Genomic DNA, 15041 nt, shown 5'->3' with positions numbered 1-15041 from the left:
AATGGCCATTGAACCTGCAGGAGACGCGATGATGAAGGCTTGGATGGTAGCGGTGGGACTGGGCGCGTTGATGCTGGCGCCGTCGGCGATGGCGCGCGTATGTGCGGTGAGCATCGACAGCACCGACCAGATGAGTTTCAGCAGCCGCGAGATCAAGGTGGCCGCCGATTGCAGCGAAGTTGACCTGACCCTGCGCCACACCGGCAGGCTGGCCGCCACCGCGATGGGCCACAACTGGGTGCTGACCCGCACCGCCGACTACCAGCCGGTGGCGATGGCGGGCATGCGCATGACCCTGGCCGACAGTTACCTGCCGAAGGCCGACAAGCGCGTGCTGGCCCACACCAAGGTGATCGGTGGTGGCGAGACCGCCCGCGTGCGTTTTTCCACGAAGGGCATGCAGAAGGGCGGCGATTACACCTTCTTCTGCTCGTTCCCCGGCCACTTCGCGATGATGAAGGGCAAGTTCGTCTTCGGTTGAGTGCGCAGCAGCCACGCATGGCGTGGCTCTACTCTTGCGACACAGCGCAGTAGATCCACGCCATGCGTGGATGAGGGCAGGCAGTGCCGACCAAGGTCGGCACCTACCAAGCCGGGGTTCAGCCCTTGGCCGCCTTGAACGCCACGCGTGCCGCTGCCAGCGTGGCCTCGATCACGTCATCGTCGTGTGCGCTGGACAGGAAGCCGGCCTCGTACGCCGACGGTGCCAGGAACACACCCTGGTCCAGCATCGCGTGGAAGAAGCGGTTGAACGCCGGGATGTCGCAGGCGGTGGCCTGGGCATAGGTCTCCACCTTCTCAGTGGTGAAGAACAGCCCGAACATCGCGCCCACCTGGGTGGTGGTCACCGCCACGCCGGCGTCGGCTGCTGCTGCTTCCAGGCCCGCGCACAGGCGTGCGGCGCGCGCGCTCAGATCGTCGTGGAAACCCGGCTGCTGGATCAGCTCCAGCATGGCCAGGCCGGCGGCCATCGCCACCGGGTTGCCGCTGAGCGTGCCGGCCTGGTAGATCGGGCCGGCCGGTGCGATCTGCTGCATCAGCTCGCGGCGGCCGCCGTAGGCGCCCACCGGCATGCCGCCACCGATGATCTTGCCGAAGGTGGTCAGGTCCGGAGTGATGCCGTAGTGCGCCTGCGCACCGCCGAGGGCAACGCGGAAACCGGTCATCACTTCGTCGAAGATCAGCAGGGTGCCGTGCTGCGTGCACAGCGCACGCAGGTGCTGCAGGTAGCCTTCGCGGGGCGGAATGCAGTTGGCGTTGCCCACCACCGGCTCGATGATCAGGCCGGCGATCTCGCTGCCACGTGCCTCGAACAGGGCGGTGGCCGCCTCGAAGTCGTTATAGGGCAGGGTCAGGGTCAGTTCGCTCAGGCCGGCCGGCACGCCGGGCGAGGTCGGCACGCCCAGGGTCAGCATGCCGCTGCCGGCCTTGACCAGGAACGAGTCGCCGTGGCCGTGGTAGCAGCCTTCGAACTTGACGATGCAGCTGCGGCCGGTGGCACCGCGCGCCAGGCGGATCGCCGACAGGGTGGCTTCGGTACCGGAGTTGACCATGCGCACCATCTCGCACGACGGCACCAGCCGGGTGATGGTCTCGGCCATGGTCACTTCCGCTGCGCACGGCGCACCGAAGGACAGGCCGTTGTCGATCGCCTTCTTCACCGCCTGGCGTACGGCGGTGTGGTTGTGGCCGACGATCATCGGGCCCCACGATCCCACGTAGTCGATGTAGCGGTTGCCGTCGACGTCGTACAGGTAGGCGCCGTCAGCGCGCTCGACGAAGAAGGGTTCGCCGCCGACCGACTTGAACGCGCGCACCGGTGAGTTGACGCCGCCAGGCAGCAATTCCTGGGCGCGGGAGAACAGGGCGTGGGACTGGTCGTGGTTCATGGGGTTTCCTGGGGGTTACTGCTGCGTATCGAATCGGGCGAGGTAGGCGCGCTGGGTCGCGACCGGGTCCTGCGCGGCGTAGATGCCGCTGACCACGGCCAGCAGATCGGCGCCGGCATCGATGATGGGACCGACATTGTCCGGGCTCAGGCCACCAATCGCCACCCGCGGCACGCCCAGTGCGGCGCTTTGCCGCAGCAGGTCGGGGTGGGCGCGGCTGCTGGTGACCTTGGTGGTGGTGGGGAAGAAGGCGCCGAAGGCCACGTAGCTGGCGCCGGCTGCCACGGCGCGCTCGGCGTTGGCCAGCTGGTCGTAGCAGGAGGCGCCGATGATGGCGTCCGGTCCGAGCAGGCTGCGTGCGGCGCCGATGTCACCGTCGGTGCCGCCCAGGTGCACGCCGGCCGCGCCGATGGCCTGGGCAAGCGCCGGGTCGTCGTTGACGATCAGTGGCACGCCGTGGGCGGCGCACAAGGCCTGCAGCGCCGTGGCCTGTTCCCGCCGCAGGGCATCGCTGGCGGTCTTGTTGCGGTACTGCAGCCAGGTGGCGCCGGCGGCGAGCAGCGGCGCGGTACGCGCCAGCAGGCGGGCGGTATCGGGTTCATCCGGGGTGATCAGGTAGACGCCGCGGGGCGCCGGGGAAGCAGAAGTCATCGATGGCTACCGGTGAGTGGACCGCGATGGGACAATGGCGGCCCGTGAATCCAGCCCTGATTATCCGATGAGCGAAGCCACCCCCACCACCCTGCGTACCTGGATGTGCGTGGTCTGCGGATTCCTGTACCGCGAAGCGGATGGGCTGCCGGAAGAGGGCATCGCCCCGGGCACGCGCTGGGAAGACATCCCCGAGACCTGGACCTGCCCGGATTGCGGTGTGACCAAGGACGATTTCGAGATGGTCGAGATCGATTGATCGGACCTGTCTGTGGGTGCAGACCTTCCTGTGGGTGCGGACCGTTGGTCCRCACACCGGACAACCTCAATGCAGCCGCGGTACCGGTCCGCCCAGGTCGATCAGCTTCTCGCGCAGCCATTGCGCGTCGCTGGCTTCGGGATTGCGCTTCAGGTACAGGCCCAGGTCGTTGCGCGCGCCGGCCAGGTAGTCCAGCTGCAGATAGGCCAGGCCGCGATCGCGCAGGGCATCGTCCTGTTCGGGGGCCAGCTTGAGCAGGCGGTCGGCACTGCGCGCGGCACGGTCCCACTCGCTGGCCTCGGCATAGACCCCATGCAGGTTGCGCAGCATGCGGATCAGGATCGCGCGGCTCGGTGCAGGGTCGAGGATCTGCGCCAGCACCTGGTCGTCGGGCATCTGCCCGCCCAGGTGCGACTTGGCGCGTTCGCGCAGTTCGTCCACGTCCAGTGGGCGGCCCCCATTGAACGGGTCCATCACCAGCACGCCATCGTCAACCGGCAGGCGCACCAGGAAATGACCGGGGAATGACACACCGTCCAACGGAATGCCCAGCCGTCGCGCCACCTCCATCTGCACCAGCGCCAGCGAGATCGGATTGCCCAGACGGCGCTCGAAGACCTGGTTGAGGTAGCTGTTGCGCGGGTCGTAGTACTCCTGGTGGTCGCCGCTGTAGCCCAGCTCATCGAACAGATGCCGGTTGATGGCCGCCATCTTCAGGGGGCTGTGCTCGATGCTGTCCACCTCGGCACGCAGGTGCTCGACGTGGCTCTGCACCAGCGCATCGTAGGTTGAAGGCTGCAGATCGGGATATTCATCGCGCGCGATCAGCAGCGCGGTCGGCAGCAGTGGCAGCGCCTCGTCGTCGAAGTCGGCCAGTGCATCCCAGTCGGGGAGTGTGATCCGGTCCTGCATGTCCACAGACTGGCGGCAATCGCAGGCGGTTTCAAGCAGTGCGGCGTGAATTCATCATCCCTACGTGTCCCCCATCCACGCATGGCGTGGATCTACCGTGTCGACCAAGGTCGACACCTACCAACAGCAGCAGGAAGCTGTCGAAGGCGGGGTGGGTCCGGTTGCGGGGGTGTCCGCGGCATGGATGCCGCGGCCAAGCCCCCAGGGACGGGTTTACGGCGTCCCCCGCAACCGGACCCACCCCGCCAACCCAAGGAATGCACGCTTTTGCTGTTGCTCTGGCCTTGGCTTCGGCGGGTGCCGGGCGCAGCCCGGCCGTACCTTACTTCTCGATGCCCGGGCCGAAGATCAGCTCGGTGCCATCCTTCAGCTTGAGCTTCTCCGCCTGGCCGGCATTGAGTTCCAGCACGAAGCGTGCCGGGCCACCGCTGGGGTAGGGCGGGCACATGTCACCGGCCGAGCACGGCGGCACGTCGCGCTGCTGGCTCACCAGCCGCCGCTCGCTGTCGAAGTACAGGATGTCCAGCGCGATCTTGGTGTTCTTCATCCAGTACGCCTGCATTTCCTCGCGGTCATGCACGAACAGCATGCCGTGGTCCTCGGCCATCTGGTCGCGGAACATCAACCCGCGCGCACGGGTTTCATCGTTGGTGGCCAGTTCAACGTCATAGCGCGCACCATCAAGTTCCACCCAGTGGCGGGCAGCATCGGTGGCGCAGCCGGTCAGGGCCAGCAGCGGGAGCATCAGCAGTGAGCGCAGCAACGACATCGTCAGGGTCCTTCGAAAGGGTCAGAGCACGATCGGCGGCTCGCCGCCGACGATCACCACATCGGCACGGCGCCGTGCGAACAGGCCGACGCAGACCACGCCCGGCAGCTGGTTGAGCTCACGCTCGAGCTTTTCCGGATCGGTGATCTGCAGGTTGTGGATGTCCAGGATCTGGTTGCCGTTGTCGGTCACCACGCCCTCGCGCCAGGTCGGCTGGCCCCCGGTCATGTCGCGGATCTGGCGGGCGACCAGGCTGCGTGCCATCGGGATCACTTCCACCGGCAGCGGGAACCTGCCCAGCACCGGTACCTGCTTGCTCGGGTCGACGATGCAGACGAAGCGCTCGCTGGCCTCGGCGATGATCTTCTCGCGGGTCAGCGCAGCGCCGCCGCCCTTTATCAGGCACTTGTTGGCATCGCACTCGTCGGCGCCATCCACGTACAGCGACAGGGTGCCGGTGTGGTTCAGCTCGATCACCTCGATGCCATGCTGCTTCAGGCGCGCGGTGCTCTGTTCGGAACTGGACACCGCACCCTTGATGCGATGCTGGATGCGGGCCAGCGCATCAATGAAATAGGCGACGGTGGAACCGGTACCGACACCGACGATCATGCCGTCTTCGACGTACTCGATGGCCTTTTCGGCGGCCAGGCGCTTGGCTTCAGACATTGCGGAGAGCTCTCAGGCAGGGAATCAGGATTTCTTTTCCAGCGACAGCAGCAGCTTCCACTGCGCAGCGGTCACCGGGAACACCGACAGGCGGTTGCCCTTGGCAACCAGCGGGAAGCCTTCGCCGAGTTCCTCGGCATGCAGCTTGATCTCGTCCAGCGCGATCACCTGCTTGAGCTTGCGGTCGAAGGCCACGTCCACCAGCATCCAGCGCGGGTTCTCGCGCGTGCTCTTGGGATCGTGGTAGTCGGATTTCGGGTCGAACTGGGTGTCGTCCGGATAGGCCGCGCTGGCCACCGTGGCCAGGCCGACGATGCCTGGCACCTTGGTATTGGAGTGGTAGAACAGGATGCCGTCACCGACCTGCATGCCATCGCGCATGAAATTGCGCGCCTGGTAGTTGCGCACGCCGTTCCAGGGTTCAACCTTGACCTTGGCCAGGTCATCGATGGAAAAAGCGTCCGGTTCGGACTTCATCAGCCAGTAGCGCTTGCGGGCGGTCATGCGTTCACGGGGGCAGCGGAAGGGAGCAGGGTGCCGGCTTCAGTGCAGATCGCATCCACCGGCACGTCCCAGGACGCTACCGGCAAGGACTCGACCTGCTGCACCGAGAATGCCGCGCCAACCAGCCAGGGTGGCGCCGGCCGATCATGGCGGAAGGCGAAGCTGCGATCATACCAGCCGCCTCCCATGCCCAGCCGTCGGCACTGTGCGTCGAAGCCCACCAGCGGCGTCACCACCAGGGCCATCTGTGCCGGTTCCAGCGTGTCTTCGATGGCAAGGTCCGGTTCGGGGATGCCGTAGCGGTTGCTGGTCAAGGGTTGGCCGGGGCGCCAGGGCGCGAAGCGCAGCACGTCGCCGTGCAGTACCGGCAGGCAGTAGGTCAAGCGATCGGGCAGCTGCAATTGCCAGCGATGCAGGGCGATTTCGCCATCCAGCGCCCAGTAGCCGGCCACGGCCCCTTCGCGCGGGGCGAACGGCAGTGCCAGCAGCGCATCGGCCAGCGATTCGGCAGCGGCGATACGGGCGGGGGCGGAAAGGTCGCGGCGGCGTTGCCGCAGGTCGTGGCGCAGGGCCTGTCGCGGGTCGTTCATGGCAGCGTGCGGCAAGGATCAGCCGTCATTGTGCCGGAAAGAACAAGGGCGACGCCCGAAGACGCCGCCCTTGCTGGAATATTGCATTCTCCGCAATGTCGATGCATGCGAAACGACCTTGAACCCGGGGGCTCAAGTGGGAACGCTGGAGAACCATCGGGCTTCCCGCTGCAAGGCGGACCTGCACTCCCGGCGCTGTCGCGCTCCCGGTGTCGTTCTTAAGGGACAAGGCGAATGTTTGCACATGCCGTCGAGTACCGCAGAGAACGCGTGGCCATTATAGCTACCGCGCGTGATCTGGATAGGCCGTTCGTCGGCAACAGTGCGTGCCAATTCAGAAAAGAGAATGCGCATTCCGCGCCTTTCTCACGTGCTGCTGTCGATTGCACGGTCCAGGCGCCGGTTCAGGTCGGCCAGGGTCTGTTGCAGGGCAACCGCCTGGCGGGCGTTCTCGTCGCGCAGCAGCTGCAGCTCGTGCGCCAGGTTGAGTGCCGCCAGCACCGCGATGCGGTCCACCGCGGCCATCCGGTTGCTGCCACGGATCTCGCGCATGCGCGCATCCAGCAGGCGGGCGGCCGCCATCAGGCTGTCGCGTTCATCGCCACCGACGCCGACTGTGTATTCACGGTCGAGGATACGGACGCTGACCGGTTCGGCACTCATGTGTGCTGCTCCAGGGATTTGAGCCGGGTGATCATCGCTTCCACCCGCGAACGCGCCTGCTCGTTCTTGGCCAGCAGCGTCGAGCGCTCGGCCACCAGCTGTTCCTGCTGGTGGCGCAGGCTGCGGTTCTCCTCGGCCAGCCGCTGGTTGCGGTCGAGCAACGCCTCCACACGGGCGGCGAAGGCCTGCAGCTGGGCAAGGGGATCGGCGGGTTCCATGCCCGCACGATAGGCAAGCCGGGTCAGGGCGGTCAAGCACTGCCGCAGCAGGGCCCGGCGGCTACGGAGAGCAGGCGGACAGATTGCTACACTACCCGGCTCACGGGCGCGCGCGTGCGCGCTCCGCAGTTTCCCTTCCGAACGAGCCGCACGATGACCGAACTTCCCTCCGTCGACGACGTTACCCGCGCCAGCCAGGAACTGGGCCTGGGCGCCACTGCTGCCGAGCTGCATGGCGGGCTGTGCGGCTGGCTGGCCGCTGGCGGTGCCCCTGGCAACGATTGGCCGGCGCGCGTGCTGGCCGACGACAATCTGCCGCAGGTGGCTGCCGACAGTGCGCTGGCGCAGTTGCTGGAGGCCACCATCAAGCAGCTGGAAGACCGAGACTTCGCCTTCGAGCTGCTGTTGACCGACAGCAGCGACGTGGCCGCGCAGGCAGATTCCATGTTCAGCTGGACCCGCTCCTTCCTGGGCGGCTTCGGCCTGGGCAGCGGCGGCCACCGGCCGACCCTGTCCGAAGAAGGCGAGGAGGCACTGAACGACCTGGCCAGCCTGGCCCGTGCCTCGAGCGAGGACTTCGAAGCCGGCGGTGACGATGATGACGAAGCCCTGTCGGAGATCGAAGAGTTCATCCGGGTGGCGGTGCTGCTGCTGCACGGTGATGTGGTGCTGGCCGCGCGCCATCGGCAGCGCCTGAACTGATGGATATCAAGCAGCGCACCGGCATCGCTGCCGGCGAGTACAAGCGTCGTCGCCGGCAGCTGATGGACATGGCGGGCGAAGACGCGATCCTGGTGCTGCCGGCGGCATCGGAGAAGGTGCGCAGCCTCGATACCCATTATCCGTACCGGCAGGATTCGGATTTCCAGTATCTGTGCGGCTTCCCGGAGCCGGAAGCGGTGCTGGTACTGATTCCTGGTCGTCGCCACGGCGAAGCCATCCTGTTCTGCCGTGAGCGCGATCCCGAGCGTGAAGCCTGGGATGGCGGTCGCGCCGGCCAGGAAGGCGCCGTGGCGCAGTTCGCGATGGACGATGCGTACCCGATCACCGACCTGGACGACATCCTGCCGGGCCTGCTGGAAGGGCGGTCGCGGGTGTACTACCACTTCGGCCGCGATGCGGACTTCGACCTGAAGCTGATCGGCTGGGTGAACCGCGTGCGTTCGCAGGTGCGCCACGGTGCGCAGCCACCGCATGAGTTCCTGGAACTGGGCCACCTGCTGCACGAGCAGCGGTTGTTCAAGTCCGGTGCCGAGGTGGCGTTGATGCAGCGCGCGGCCGATATCAGCGTGCTGGCGCATCGTGCGGCCATGCAGAGTGCGAAGGCGGGCATCCACGAGTACGAACTGCAGGCCGAGCTGGAGCGGGTGTTCCGTGCCAGCGACGCGGTGCCTGCGTACTGCAGCATCGTCGGTGCCGGCCGCAACGCCTGCATCCTGCATTACCGCGACAACAACGCACGCTCGCGCGACGGTGAACTGGTGTTGATCGATGCCGGCGCCGAGTACCGCGGCTACGCCAGTGACATCACCCGTACGTTCCCGGTCAATGGTCGTTTCAGCGCCGAGCAGCGTGCGCTGCATGATCTGGTGGGTGCGGCGCAGGCGGCGGCGCTTGCCCAGGCCAAACCGGGCGTGGCGTACGAAATGGGCCATCTGGCGGCGGTGCAGACCCTCACCGAGGGGTTGCTGCAGCTGGGCCTGTTGAAGGGCACGCTGGAAAAGAATCTCACCGAAGGCTTGTACCAGCGCTTCTACCGGCACAAGACAGGGCACTGGATCGGGCTGGATGTGCACGACGTAGGTGACTACCGCCTGGCCGGCGATTCGCGCCTGCTGGAGCCGGGCATGGCCTTCACCATCGAGCCGGGGCTGTATATCGGCGTGGAAGACACGACAGTGGAACCGCGCTGGCGCGGTATCGGCATCCGTACCGAAGATGACGTGCTGATCACCGACGACGGCCATCGGGTGTTGACCGAAGGGCTGGAACGCAGCGCCGACGAGATCGAAGCGTTGATGGCGGGGTAAGAGGGGTTTCGGCAGGGCTTGCAGCCCTGCACCCGCTACAGGCCAGGGCAACAGCAACAGCAACAGCGGCATTCCGTGGGATGGCGGGGTACTGTGGGTTTGCGGGGACGCCGTGAACCCATCCCTGGGGGCTTGGTCGCGGCATCCATGCCGCTCACACCCCGCAAACCCACAGTACCCCGCCTTCGACAGTTTCCCGCGGCTGTTGGTAACGGCGGTTGTCGGCACGCGGGACTATTGGTAGGTGTCGACCTTGGTCGACACGGAGCGAGCGCAGCGAGCGACCCGCTTTTGCTTTTCTTTCTTTCTTCCGTGGCTGGACGCACACGGAAACTGTCAGAGGTGGGGCGGGGTGGGTTGGCGGGGGTGTCCGCGGCATGGATGCCGCGGCCAAGCCCCCAGGGATGGGTTCACGGCGTCCCCCGCCAACCCACCCCGCCCCGCCAAGCGCGGCTTTTGCTCCAAGCGACCAGCCACGAGGGGCTCAGCCGTTCGCCGCCGCAAACACCGGCCGCGTCAGGTTGTCCGCCTCGCCATCAGTGCACAGCACTTCGTCTTCAATGCGGATGCCGCCGTACGGACGGAAGAAGTCCACCCGCTCCCAGTTGATCGCATCGCCATGACCGGCGTCCTTCACTTCGTTCAACAGCATGTCGATGAAGTACAGGCCCGGCTCGATCGTCACCACCATGCCCGGCTCCAGCACGCGGGTCAGGCGCAGGTACGGATGACCCGTCGGACGCTCGATGCGGCCGCCTTCATCGCTGGCCGCGAAACCGGCCACGTCATGCACCTGCAGGCCGATCAGGTGGCCGATGCCATGCGGGAAGAACGCGGCGCTGACGCCGGTTTCCAGCGCGGTCTGCGGCGACACCTTGATCACGCCAAAGTCCTTCAGCACGCCCATCAGCGACAGGTGCGCATCCACGTGCAGCTGCTTGTAGTCGAAGCCCGGGCGTACGGCCGCGCACATCGCCTGCTGCGCGGCATCGACCGCTTCGATCATCGCCGCGAACTCGTCATGGCCGGCGGCGGCGTAGGTACGTGTGATGTCGCTGGCATAACCGTGCGCGCTGGCGCCGGCGTCGATCAGGAAGCTGCGCAGCGGCTGCGGTGCCTTGCGGCCCAGTTCGGTGTAATGCAGCACCGCCGCATGCTCGTTCAAGGCCACGATGTTGCCGTACGGCAGCTCGGTGGCGTCCTGGCCCACGGCCTGGCAGTACGCCATGTGGATGCTGAATTCGTCGGCGCCGTTGCGGAACGCCGCTTCGGCTGCCCGATGGCCGCGCACACCCAGCACCTGCGCCTGGCGCATCAGGGCGATTTCATACGGCGTCTTGCTGCCACGATGCCATTCCAGGTAGTTCACCACCGGCGCTGGATTGTTCGGCACATACGCGCCCAGCGCGCTCTGCGGTTCACCCAGGATCGCGCAGCGCGCCGGGTCGGGCGGCAGCAGTGCCAGCGCTTCGTCCGGCGTGCGGATGATGTGGATGTCGAAGTGCTCGACCCACCAGCCGCTCGGTGCATCCGGCACCACATGCCAGTAGTCGAACGGCTGGTGGAAGATCACCGCCGGACGCTTGCCCGGGGTGAACACGATCCAGCTGTTGGGTACACGGGTCAGCGGCAGCCAGGCCTTGAACTGCGGGTTTACCGCATACGGGTAGTCACGGTCGTCGAAGACCTGGTAGTGCAGGGTGCCGCTGGGCACCACCAGGTGGTCGAAGCCGCCGCGTGCCAGCGCCTGCTCGGCGCGTCGGCACAGCACGGCCAGGTGGTCGGGATACAGGGCGCCGGGGTCTTGCTGGATCATTGCGGTGGCTCGACACGGAAAACGGCCCTAGATTCTGCCGGATACCGACGCAATCCGCTGTGCCGGAACCGGCACTCAGCCCGTCGAAACCGGTGTCTCGTCGTTGTCTTCGCCGATCCACCGGCGCAGCAGCTGCCGATGCTCGCGTGACAGGGTCAGGAAGCGGAAGCCTGCCCAGCTCTGGCCGGGTGCATGCGCCGGTTCGCTCCACAGCAGGTGTACGCCGACGTCGATCCACTCGCTGCGGCCATCGGCCGATGGCAGCGGGAAGCGCAACTGATACAGCGCATCGTCGCGCAGCGTGGCGCTGGCCAGCATCAGCATGCCGGTCTCGGACACATTGCCAAGCCGGCCGACCACGCTGTCGCGCATCTGGTCGGTCACCGGTACCAGATCGGAGACCTGCCGGCGCGGCGCACGGCGGGTATCAACGGGCGGTTGCGTGCTCATGCGTTGGGCTCCTGCGGTCGACGTCCGGCGAGCGCGCGCAGTGCGCTCAGGCTCGCCTGCCAGGCGCGGTCGACCAGCCGGCCCTTTTCTTCGGTGACCAGTTGCGCGCGTCCGGCACTCATCTGCCGGGCCAGCGTATCCAGGGTGGTTTCGCCGATCTTCTGCCCACGCGCGTTGACGAACAGCACATGGCCGGTCAGCAGGCTGTACCAGGACAGGCGCTGGCGGCGCAGTGTGCCTTCGCCATCGTCGATATCGAACCAGCTGCCGAAGGGCAGCGTGCATAGTTGCTGATAGCTGGCCTCCTCGGCCTCGCTGCGCGGCGCGGCCTCATTTGCCTGGGTCTGCGCGCCTGCGTGTTCGCCTAGCCGCGCATGGGCCTTCAGGCGCGCACTGAGTTCGGTGCGCGAGGTGCTTTCGTCTTCGCCACCCGGCGTGGACAGGCGGCGCGCGACCGCCGCGGCTTCCTCTGCGTGGTAGCCGACCTGCAGCAGGGCCGATTCAACCTCGGCGGCCAGCGGAGCGTCAGTCGCGCTGCTTTCGCTGGCAGCCTCGGCAGTGATCGTCGCGATGCGTTCGGTCTGCTGCAGGCGCTCCTGCCATTGCGGCGAATCATCACCGTGGCGCAGACGGGTCAGCGTCAATGCGTCCGCCCAGGCCTGGCGCAGCAGTGTCTGCACGAAGCGTGGCGGTTCCTGCGTGTCGCAGCACTGGTCGATCTGCGCATTGGCCTGGCGGCGCGCAAGCTCCAGCCGTTCCTTGCCGCGTGCCGCTTCCACGTGACGGCGCTCTGCCAGTTCAGCGCGGTGCGCGGCGGCACGCTGATGCTGCTGTATCTCTTCGTTGGCGGCGGCAAAGGCCTCGGGCGTGCGCGCATCCTTGCCCAGCAGTCCCTGCACGCTCTGCGCCAGCCGTTGCAGCAGCTGCGGATCGACGTCGTCATCGCCGAGCCAGCTGGCGCCGGCTTCAGCGACATGGTTGAGCAGTTCGCGCGCCGGGTGTTCGTCGCGCACGAAAAACCCCGGGTCAGCCATCGCTGCGCGCGCCAGAGGAACCTGCAGGCGCGCGAGCAGGGCGGCCGGCACCGGGTCCGGCCGTTGCTGCTGCTGAACCTGCTGCAGCAGCAGGCGCAGCAGATCGAGATTGTCGCGGTCGTGGCTGCCAAGGCTTGCCTGCGCGCCATGTTCGCTGCGCAGCTGGGCCACCACGGCCGCCTGCAGATCGGTCATGGCGCTGGCGGCGCTGGCCTGCCCCTGCAGGCGTGCCAGCACGGCATCAACCGCTGCACTGGGCAGGGCCGCCGGATTCGCCGCTGGCTGCGGGGTCTGCCGCGCCTGTTGCAGCATCTCGTGCAGCACGCTGCTGGCCGGTACCGTCATGCCGGCCGACGCACCGGGCGCATCCGCATCGGCGAAGGCGTCCTGCATCAACGTCGACCATGAGCCGGCCGGTGCCGACCCACCCCAGCCGGTCATCGGGGTGGGCACGCGCGGTGACGGGCGTCCACTGCGGCCGCTGCCGACCGACTGGGTGATGATCCGGCGGGTGCTTGAGGAACGGGCCAGGTACGGGGTGTAGACCAGGCCTGGCAGGATCCCGTGCTGCGCCAGCAGCGCATTGGCACGGTCGAGCACATCGCCCAGCCGCTCCAGCACCTGCCGCTCGAAGCTGCGGTACAGCGCCATCTGCACGTCGGCGCTGAGGGCATCCTGTTCGGCCAGCTTGCGCACCATCGCGCACAGGGCCTGCGGTGCCAAGGGCAGGGTGTCGGCTTCAAAGGCTGGTGCGCCGGCAACAACACCCAGACGCTGGCCCAGCAGGTTCAAGGCGTTGGCCGAGCGCAGGGTTTCCCGGCGCACCATTTCGGTCAGCAGCAGGTCGCGGTCGACTTCATGCTCGGCCACCAGGGTCAACCCCAGCATGCCGGGCAAGGGCGGTGGTGTGGCGGCAGCCACGACCGGGGTGATCGGTTCACGCAGCCGCACAAGCGCATCGGCCAGCGCATCGAGCATACGATCGCTGAAGTGGCCGGCGAACGCATGCAGCTGGCCGCGTTGGCCCAGCAGATCGGCTTGCTGTTGCGGGTTGCGGGCATGGTCGGCGTCATGCAGCAGGGTCTGCTCCAGCGCTTCCACGGTCAGGATCAACGGCGCCGTCAGGGCCTGACGGCACAGGCCGATCAACGCGCCCAGCAACTCGCGCACACGCGGCGGCAGGTCGGCCGCGGCCAGGCGGGCAGTGTCGGCACTGGAAAGAGAGAAGACAGCTGACATCGGCGAGGGGGTCCGGATTCCCGCGGATCGATCTTGGAATCTACCGTGTCGGCCGGTGAAGGCGCTACTTTAGCGATGGATTCATTCAGGGCAGCCTTCCATGGCTGCGCCGCAGGCGGATCATTCTTCCAGGAACAGGCTGACCACATCGTTGGTGAAGCGCCGGCCGAGCTCGGTCGGCTGCACGTACCCGTCCGCCACGACCAGCCAGCCGCGCTGCACTGCTTCGGCCAATGGGACATCCAGCACGTTGCGGGGCAGGCCGGTCCGCGATTCGAAGTCGCGCAGGCTGAAACCTTCGTGCAGGCGCAGCAGGTTGAGCATGTACTCGAACGGCAGGCGCTCGGCGGCAATCACCTCATCGCCACCGAACGATGCGGCCGTGCCGGCGGTATCCATGAACGTCTGCGGGTGCTTGTGCTTCCAGCGTCGCAGCACATGTTCTTCGGCGCCGGAACTGATCTTGCCGTGCGCGCCGGCGCCGATGCCCAGGTAGTCACCGAAACGCCAGTAATTCAGGTTGTGCGCACTCTGCCGGCCGGGGCGGGCGTAGGCGCTCACCTCGTACTGGCCGAAACCGGCCTGCGCCAGCAGCGCCTGGCAGTGTTCCTGCATGTCCCAGGCATGGTCTTCATCGGGGATGCCCTGCGGCGGCCGCGCGAAGAACACGGTGTTCGGTTCCAGGGTCAGCTGGTAGTGCGAGATGTGGGTCGGCTGCAACGCGAACGCGCGCTCCAGATCGGCCTCGGCACCGGCCAGGGTCTGTTCCGGCAGTGCGTACATCAGGTCGATGTTGAAATTGTCGTAGCCCGCGTCCTGCGCCATCTTCACCGCGCGCTCGGCCTCGCCACTGTCGTGGATGCGGCCCAGTCTTTTCAGCGCGGCATCATCAAAACTCTGGATGCCGAAGCTCAGGCGGTTGACCCCGGCCGCGCGGTAACGATCAAAGCGACCGTGCTCGGCGGTGCCCGGGTTGGTTTCCAGGGTGATCTCCGCATTCGGCGCGAAGCGCAGGCGGGCGCTGGCCTGCTGCAGGAAGCGGTCGATCGCCTCGGGCGGGAACAGGCTGGGCGTGCCGCCACCGAAGAACACGCTGCTGACCACCCGGCCCCAGACCAGCGGCAGGTCCTGGTCGAGGTCGCGCACCAGCGCATCGATGTAGGCGTCGAAGGGCAGTTCGCCCTTGGCCTGGTGCGAGTTGAAGTCGCAGTATGGGCACTTGCGCACGCACCATGGCAGATGCACGTACAGCGCCAGCGGCGGTGGGACCAGACGTGGTGGGGCGTCGTGGTCGCAGGACTCGCCGGGCAGGTGGTTGCAGTGGTCGTGGTCGTGGGCGTGCGGCATG

At 67.0% G+C, this 15041-nt stretch carries 17 protein-coding genes and 1 other RNA gene; 4 read left to right on the top strand and 14 right to left on the bottom strand.

Going from position 1 to position 15041, the window contains the following annotated elements; genetic code table 11:
- Positions 1-31: 31 nt before the first annotated feature.
- Complete coding sequence (gene azu / locus AB4Y98_RS12420; protein ID WP_363731809.1) at positions 32-481, top strand: azurin; 450 nt, start codon at positions 32-34, stop codon at positions 479-481.
- A 118-nt stretch (positions 482-599) separates the two neighbouring features.
- Here azu and hemL read toward each other — a convergent pair whose 3' ends face one another.
- Positions 600-1889, bottom strand: coding sequence for a glutamate-1-semialdehyde 2,1-aminomutase (hemL, locus tag AB4Y98_RS12415; RefSeq protein WP_442244443.1), 1290 nt, complete (start codon positions 1887-1889; stop codon positions 600-602).
- Between the two features lie 15 nt (positions 1890-1904).
- On the bottom strand, positions 1905-2540 hold the full coding sequence (thiE, locus tag AB4Y98_RS12410) for a thiamine phosphate synthase (protein ID WP_032976730.1): 636 nt from the start codon (positions 2538-2540) through the stop codon (positions 1905-1907).
- Between the two features lie 34 nt (positions 2541-2574).
- Between thiE and AB4Y98_RS12405 the strand changes: the two genes are divergently transcribed.
- A complete protein-coding gene (locus AB4Y98_RS12405; protein WP_025874193.1) occupies positions 2575-2799 on the top strand; it encodes a rubredoxin in 225 nt (74 codons plus the stop codon).
- Positions 2800-2865: 66 nt separating this feature from the next.
- On the opposite strand, the gene AB4Y98_RS12400 is transcribed toward AB4Y98_RS12405, so the two are convergent.
- The 8 genes from AB4Y98_RS12400 to AB4Y98_RS12365 all read right to left on the bottom strand — a co-directional run bounded on the left by AB4Y98_RS12400 (position 2866) and on the right by AB4Y98_RS12365 (position 7124).
- Positions 2866-3711 carry a SirB1 family protein gene (locus AB4Y98_RS12400; RefSeq protein ID WP_025874194.1) on the bottom strand — a complete coding sequence of 282 codons (846 nt, stop codon included), beginning with the start codon at positions 3709-3711 and terminating at the stop codon, positions 2866-2868.
- 322 nt (positions 3712-4033) lie between these two features.
- Positions 4034-4480 (bottom strand): DUF192 domain-containing protein, encoded by a 447-nt coding sequence (locus tag AB4Y98_RS12395; RefSeq protein WP_025874195.1) that lies wholly within the window; start codon positions 4478-4480, stop codon positions 4034-4036.
- Positions 4481-4501: 21 nt separating this feature from the next.
- Positions 4502-5149 carry a ribose-5-phosphate isomerase RpiA gene (gene rpiA, locus AB4Y98_RS12390; protein WP_099820806.1) on the bottom strand — a complete coding sequence of 216 codons (648 nt, stop codon included), beginning with the start codon at positions 5147-5149 and terminating at the stop codon, positions 4502-4504.
- A 24-nt stretch (positions 5150-5173) separates the two neighbouring features.
- A complete protein-coding gene (locus AB4Y98_RS12385) occupies positions 5174-5653 on the bottom strand; it encodes an EVE domain-containing protein (RefSeq protein WP_025874197.1) in 480 nt (159 codons plus the stop codon).
- Complete coding sequence (locus AB4Y98_RS12380; protein WP_312109305.1) at positions 5650-6243, bottom strand: 5-formyltetrahydrofolate cyclo-ligase; 594 nt, start codon at positions 6241-6243, stop codon at positions 5650-5652. Before AB4Y98_RS12380 ends, AB4Y98_RS12385 begins: the two co-directional genes overlap by 4 nt.
- 83 nt (positions 6244-6326) lie before the next feature.
- Positions 6327-6512, bottom strand: a non-coding RNA gene (gene ssrS / locus AB4Y98_RS12375) — 6S RNA.
- 97 nt (positions 6513-6609) lie between these two features.
- On the bottom strand, positions 6610-6906 hold the full coding sequence (locus tag AB4Y98_RS12370) for a cell division protein ZapA (protein WP_025874199.1): 297 nt from the start codon (positions 6904-6906) through the stop codon (positions 6610-6612).
- Positions 6903-7124 carry a TIGR02449 family protein gene (locus AB4Y98_RS12365; protein WP_025874200.1) on the bottom strand — a complete coding sequence of 74 codons (222 nt, stop codon included), beginning with the start codon at positions 7122-7124 and terminating at the stop codon, positions 6903-6905. The genes AB4Y98_RS12370 and AB4Y98_RS12365 overlap by 4 nt, the downstream gene beginning before the upstream one ends.
- A gap of 153 nt (positions 7125-7277) precedes the next feature.
- Between AB4Y98_RS12365 and AB4Y98_RS12360 the strand changes: the two genes are divergently transcribed.
- Both AB4Y98_RS12360 and AB4Y98_RS12355 read left to right on the top strand, forming a co-directional pair.
- The gene (locus AB4Y98_RS12360; RefSeq protein ID WP_230112415.1) at positions 7278-7826 is read left to right on the top strand and encodes a YecA/YgfB family protein; all 549 of its coding nucleotides are present in this window, start codon (positions 7278-7280) and stop codon (positions 7824-7826) included.
- On the top strand, positions 7826-9154 hold the full coding sequence (locus tag AB4Y98_RS12355) for an aminopeptidase P N-terminal domain-containing protein (protein WP_312786910.1): 1329 nt from the start codon (positions 7826-7828) through the stop codon (positions 9152-9154). Before AB4Y98_RS12360 ends, AB4Y98_RS12355 begins: the two co-directional genes overlap by 1 nt.
- Positions 9155-9638: 484 nt before the next feature.
- Here the strand turns inward: AB4Y98_RS12355 and pepQ are convergent, their stop codons facing one another.
- From pepQ to hemW, 4 genes are all read right to left on the bottom strand, one after another.
- The gene (gene pepQ / locus AB4Y98_RS12350) at positions 9639-10970 is read right to left on the bottom strand and encodes a Xaa-Pro dipeptidase (protein WP_336031890.1); all 1332 of its coding nucleotides are present in this window, start codon (positions 10968-10970) and stop codon (positions 9639-9641) included.
- 75 nt (positions 10971-11045) lie between these two features.
- Positions 11046-11420 (bottom strand): PilZ domain-containing protein, encoded by a 375-nt coding sequence (locus tag AB4Y98_RS12345; protein ID WP_223496410.1) that lies wholly within the window; start codon positions 11418-11420, stop codon positions 11046-11048.
- A complete protein-coding gene (locus tag AB4Y98_RS12340) occupies positions 11417-13693 on the bottom strand; it encodes a DUF1631 family protein (protein WP_442244442.1) in 2277 nt (758 codons plus the stop codon). The genes AB4Y98_RS12345 and AB4Y98_RS12340 overlap by 4 nt, the downstream gene beginning before the upstream one ends.
- A 120-nt stretch (positions 13694-13813) precedes the next feature.
- The gene (gene hemW / locus AB4Y98_RS12335) at positions 13814-15040 is read right to left on the bottom strand and encodes a radical SAM family heme chaperone HemW (protein ID WP_442244441.1); all 1227 of its coding nucleotides are present in this window, start codon (positions 15038-15040) and stop codon (positions 13814-13816) included.
- Between the last annotated feature and the right edge of the window lies 1 nt (position 15041).

The organism is Stenotrophomonas sp. 2YAF26, from assembly GCF_052114625.1.
Classification (GTDB): Bacteria; Pseudomonadota; Gammaproteobacteria; order Xanthomonadales; family Xanthomonadaceae; genus Stenotrophomonas; species Stenotrophomonas indicatrix.
Note: the sequence above shows the minus strand (reverse complement) of the source record. Positions and strands in the feature narration are given on the sequence as shown.

Coding starts and splice junctions, on each gene's coding strand:
- azu (WP_363731809.1), top strand. CDS start 32: ATGAAGGCTTGGATGGTAGCGGTGGGACTGGGCGCGTTGATGCTGGCG.
- hemL (WP_442244443.1), bottom strand. CDS start 1,889: ATGAACCACGACCAGTCCCACGCCCTGTTCTCCCGCGCCCAGGAATTG.
- thiE (WP_032976730.1), bottom strand. CDS start 2,540: ATGACTTCTGCTTCCCCGGCGCCCCGCGGCGTCTACCTGATCACCCCG.
- AB4Y98_RS12405 (WP_025874193.1), top strand. CDS start 2,575: ATGGCGGCCCGTGAATCCAGCCCTGATTATCCGATGAGCGAAGCCACC.
- AB4Y98_RS12400 (WP_025874194.1), bottom strand. CDS start 3,711: ATGCAGGACCGGATCACACTCCCCGACTGGGATGCACTGGCCGACTTC.
- AB4Y98_RS12395 (WP_025874195.1), bottom strand. CDS start 4,480: ATGTCGTTGCTGCGCTCACTGCTGATGCTCCCGCTGCTGGCCCTGACC.
- rpiA (WP_099820806.1), bottom strand. CDS start 5,149: ATGTCTGAAGCCAAGCGCCTGGCCGCCGAAAAGGCCATCGAGTACGTC.
- AB4Y98_RS12385 (WP_025874197.1), bottom strand. CDS start 5,653: ATGACCGCCCGCAAGCGCTACTGGCTGATGAAGTCCGAACCGGACGCT.
- AB4Y98_RS12380 (WP_312109305.1), bottom strand. CDS start 6,243: ATGAACGACCCGCGACAGGCCCTGCGCCACGACCTGCGGCAACGCCGC.
- AB4Y98_RS12370 (WP_025874199.1), bottom strand. CDS start 6,906: ATGAGTGCCGAACCGGTCAGCGTCCGTATCCTCGACCGTGAATACACA.
- AB4Y98_RS12365 (WP_025874200.1), bottom strand. CDS start 7,124: ATGGAACCCGCCGATCCCCTTGCCCAGCTGCAGGCCTTCGCCGCCCGT.
- AB4Y98_RS12360 (WP_230112415.1), top strand. CDS start 7,278: ATGACCGAACTTCCCTCCGTCGACGACGTTACCCGCGCCAGCCAGGAA.
- AB4Y98_RS12355 (WP_312786910.1), top strand. CDS start 7,826: ATGGATATCAAGCAGCGCACCGGCATCGCTGCCGGCGAGTACAAGCGT.
- pepQ (WP_336031890.1), bottom strand. CDS start 10,970: ATGATCCAGCAAGACCCCGGCGCCCTGTATCCCGACCACCTGGCCGTG.
- AB4Y98_RS12345 (WP_223496410.1), bottom strand. CDS start 11,420: ATGAGCACGCAACCGCCCGTTGATACCCGCCGTGCGCCGCGCCGGCAG.
- AB4Y98_RS12340 (WP_442244442.1), bottom strand. CDS start 13,693: ATGTCAGCTGTCTTCTCTCTTTCCAGTGCCGACACTGCCCGCCTGGCC.
- hemW (WP_442244441.1), bottom strand. CDS start 15,040: ATGCCGCACGCCCACGACCACGACCACTGCAACCACCTGCCCGGCGAG.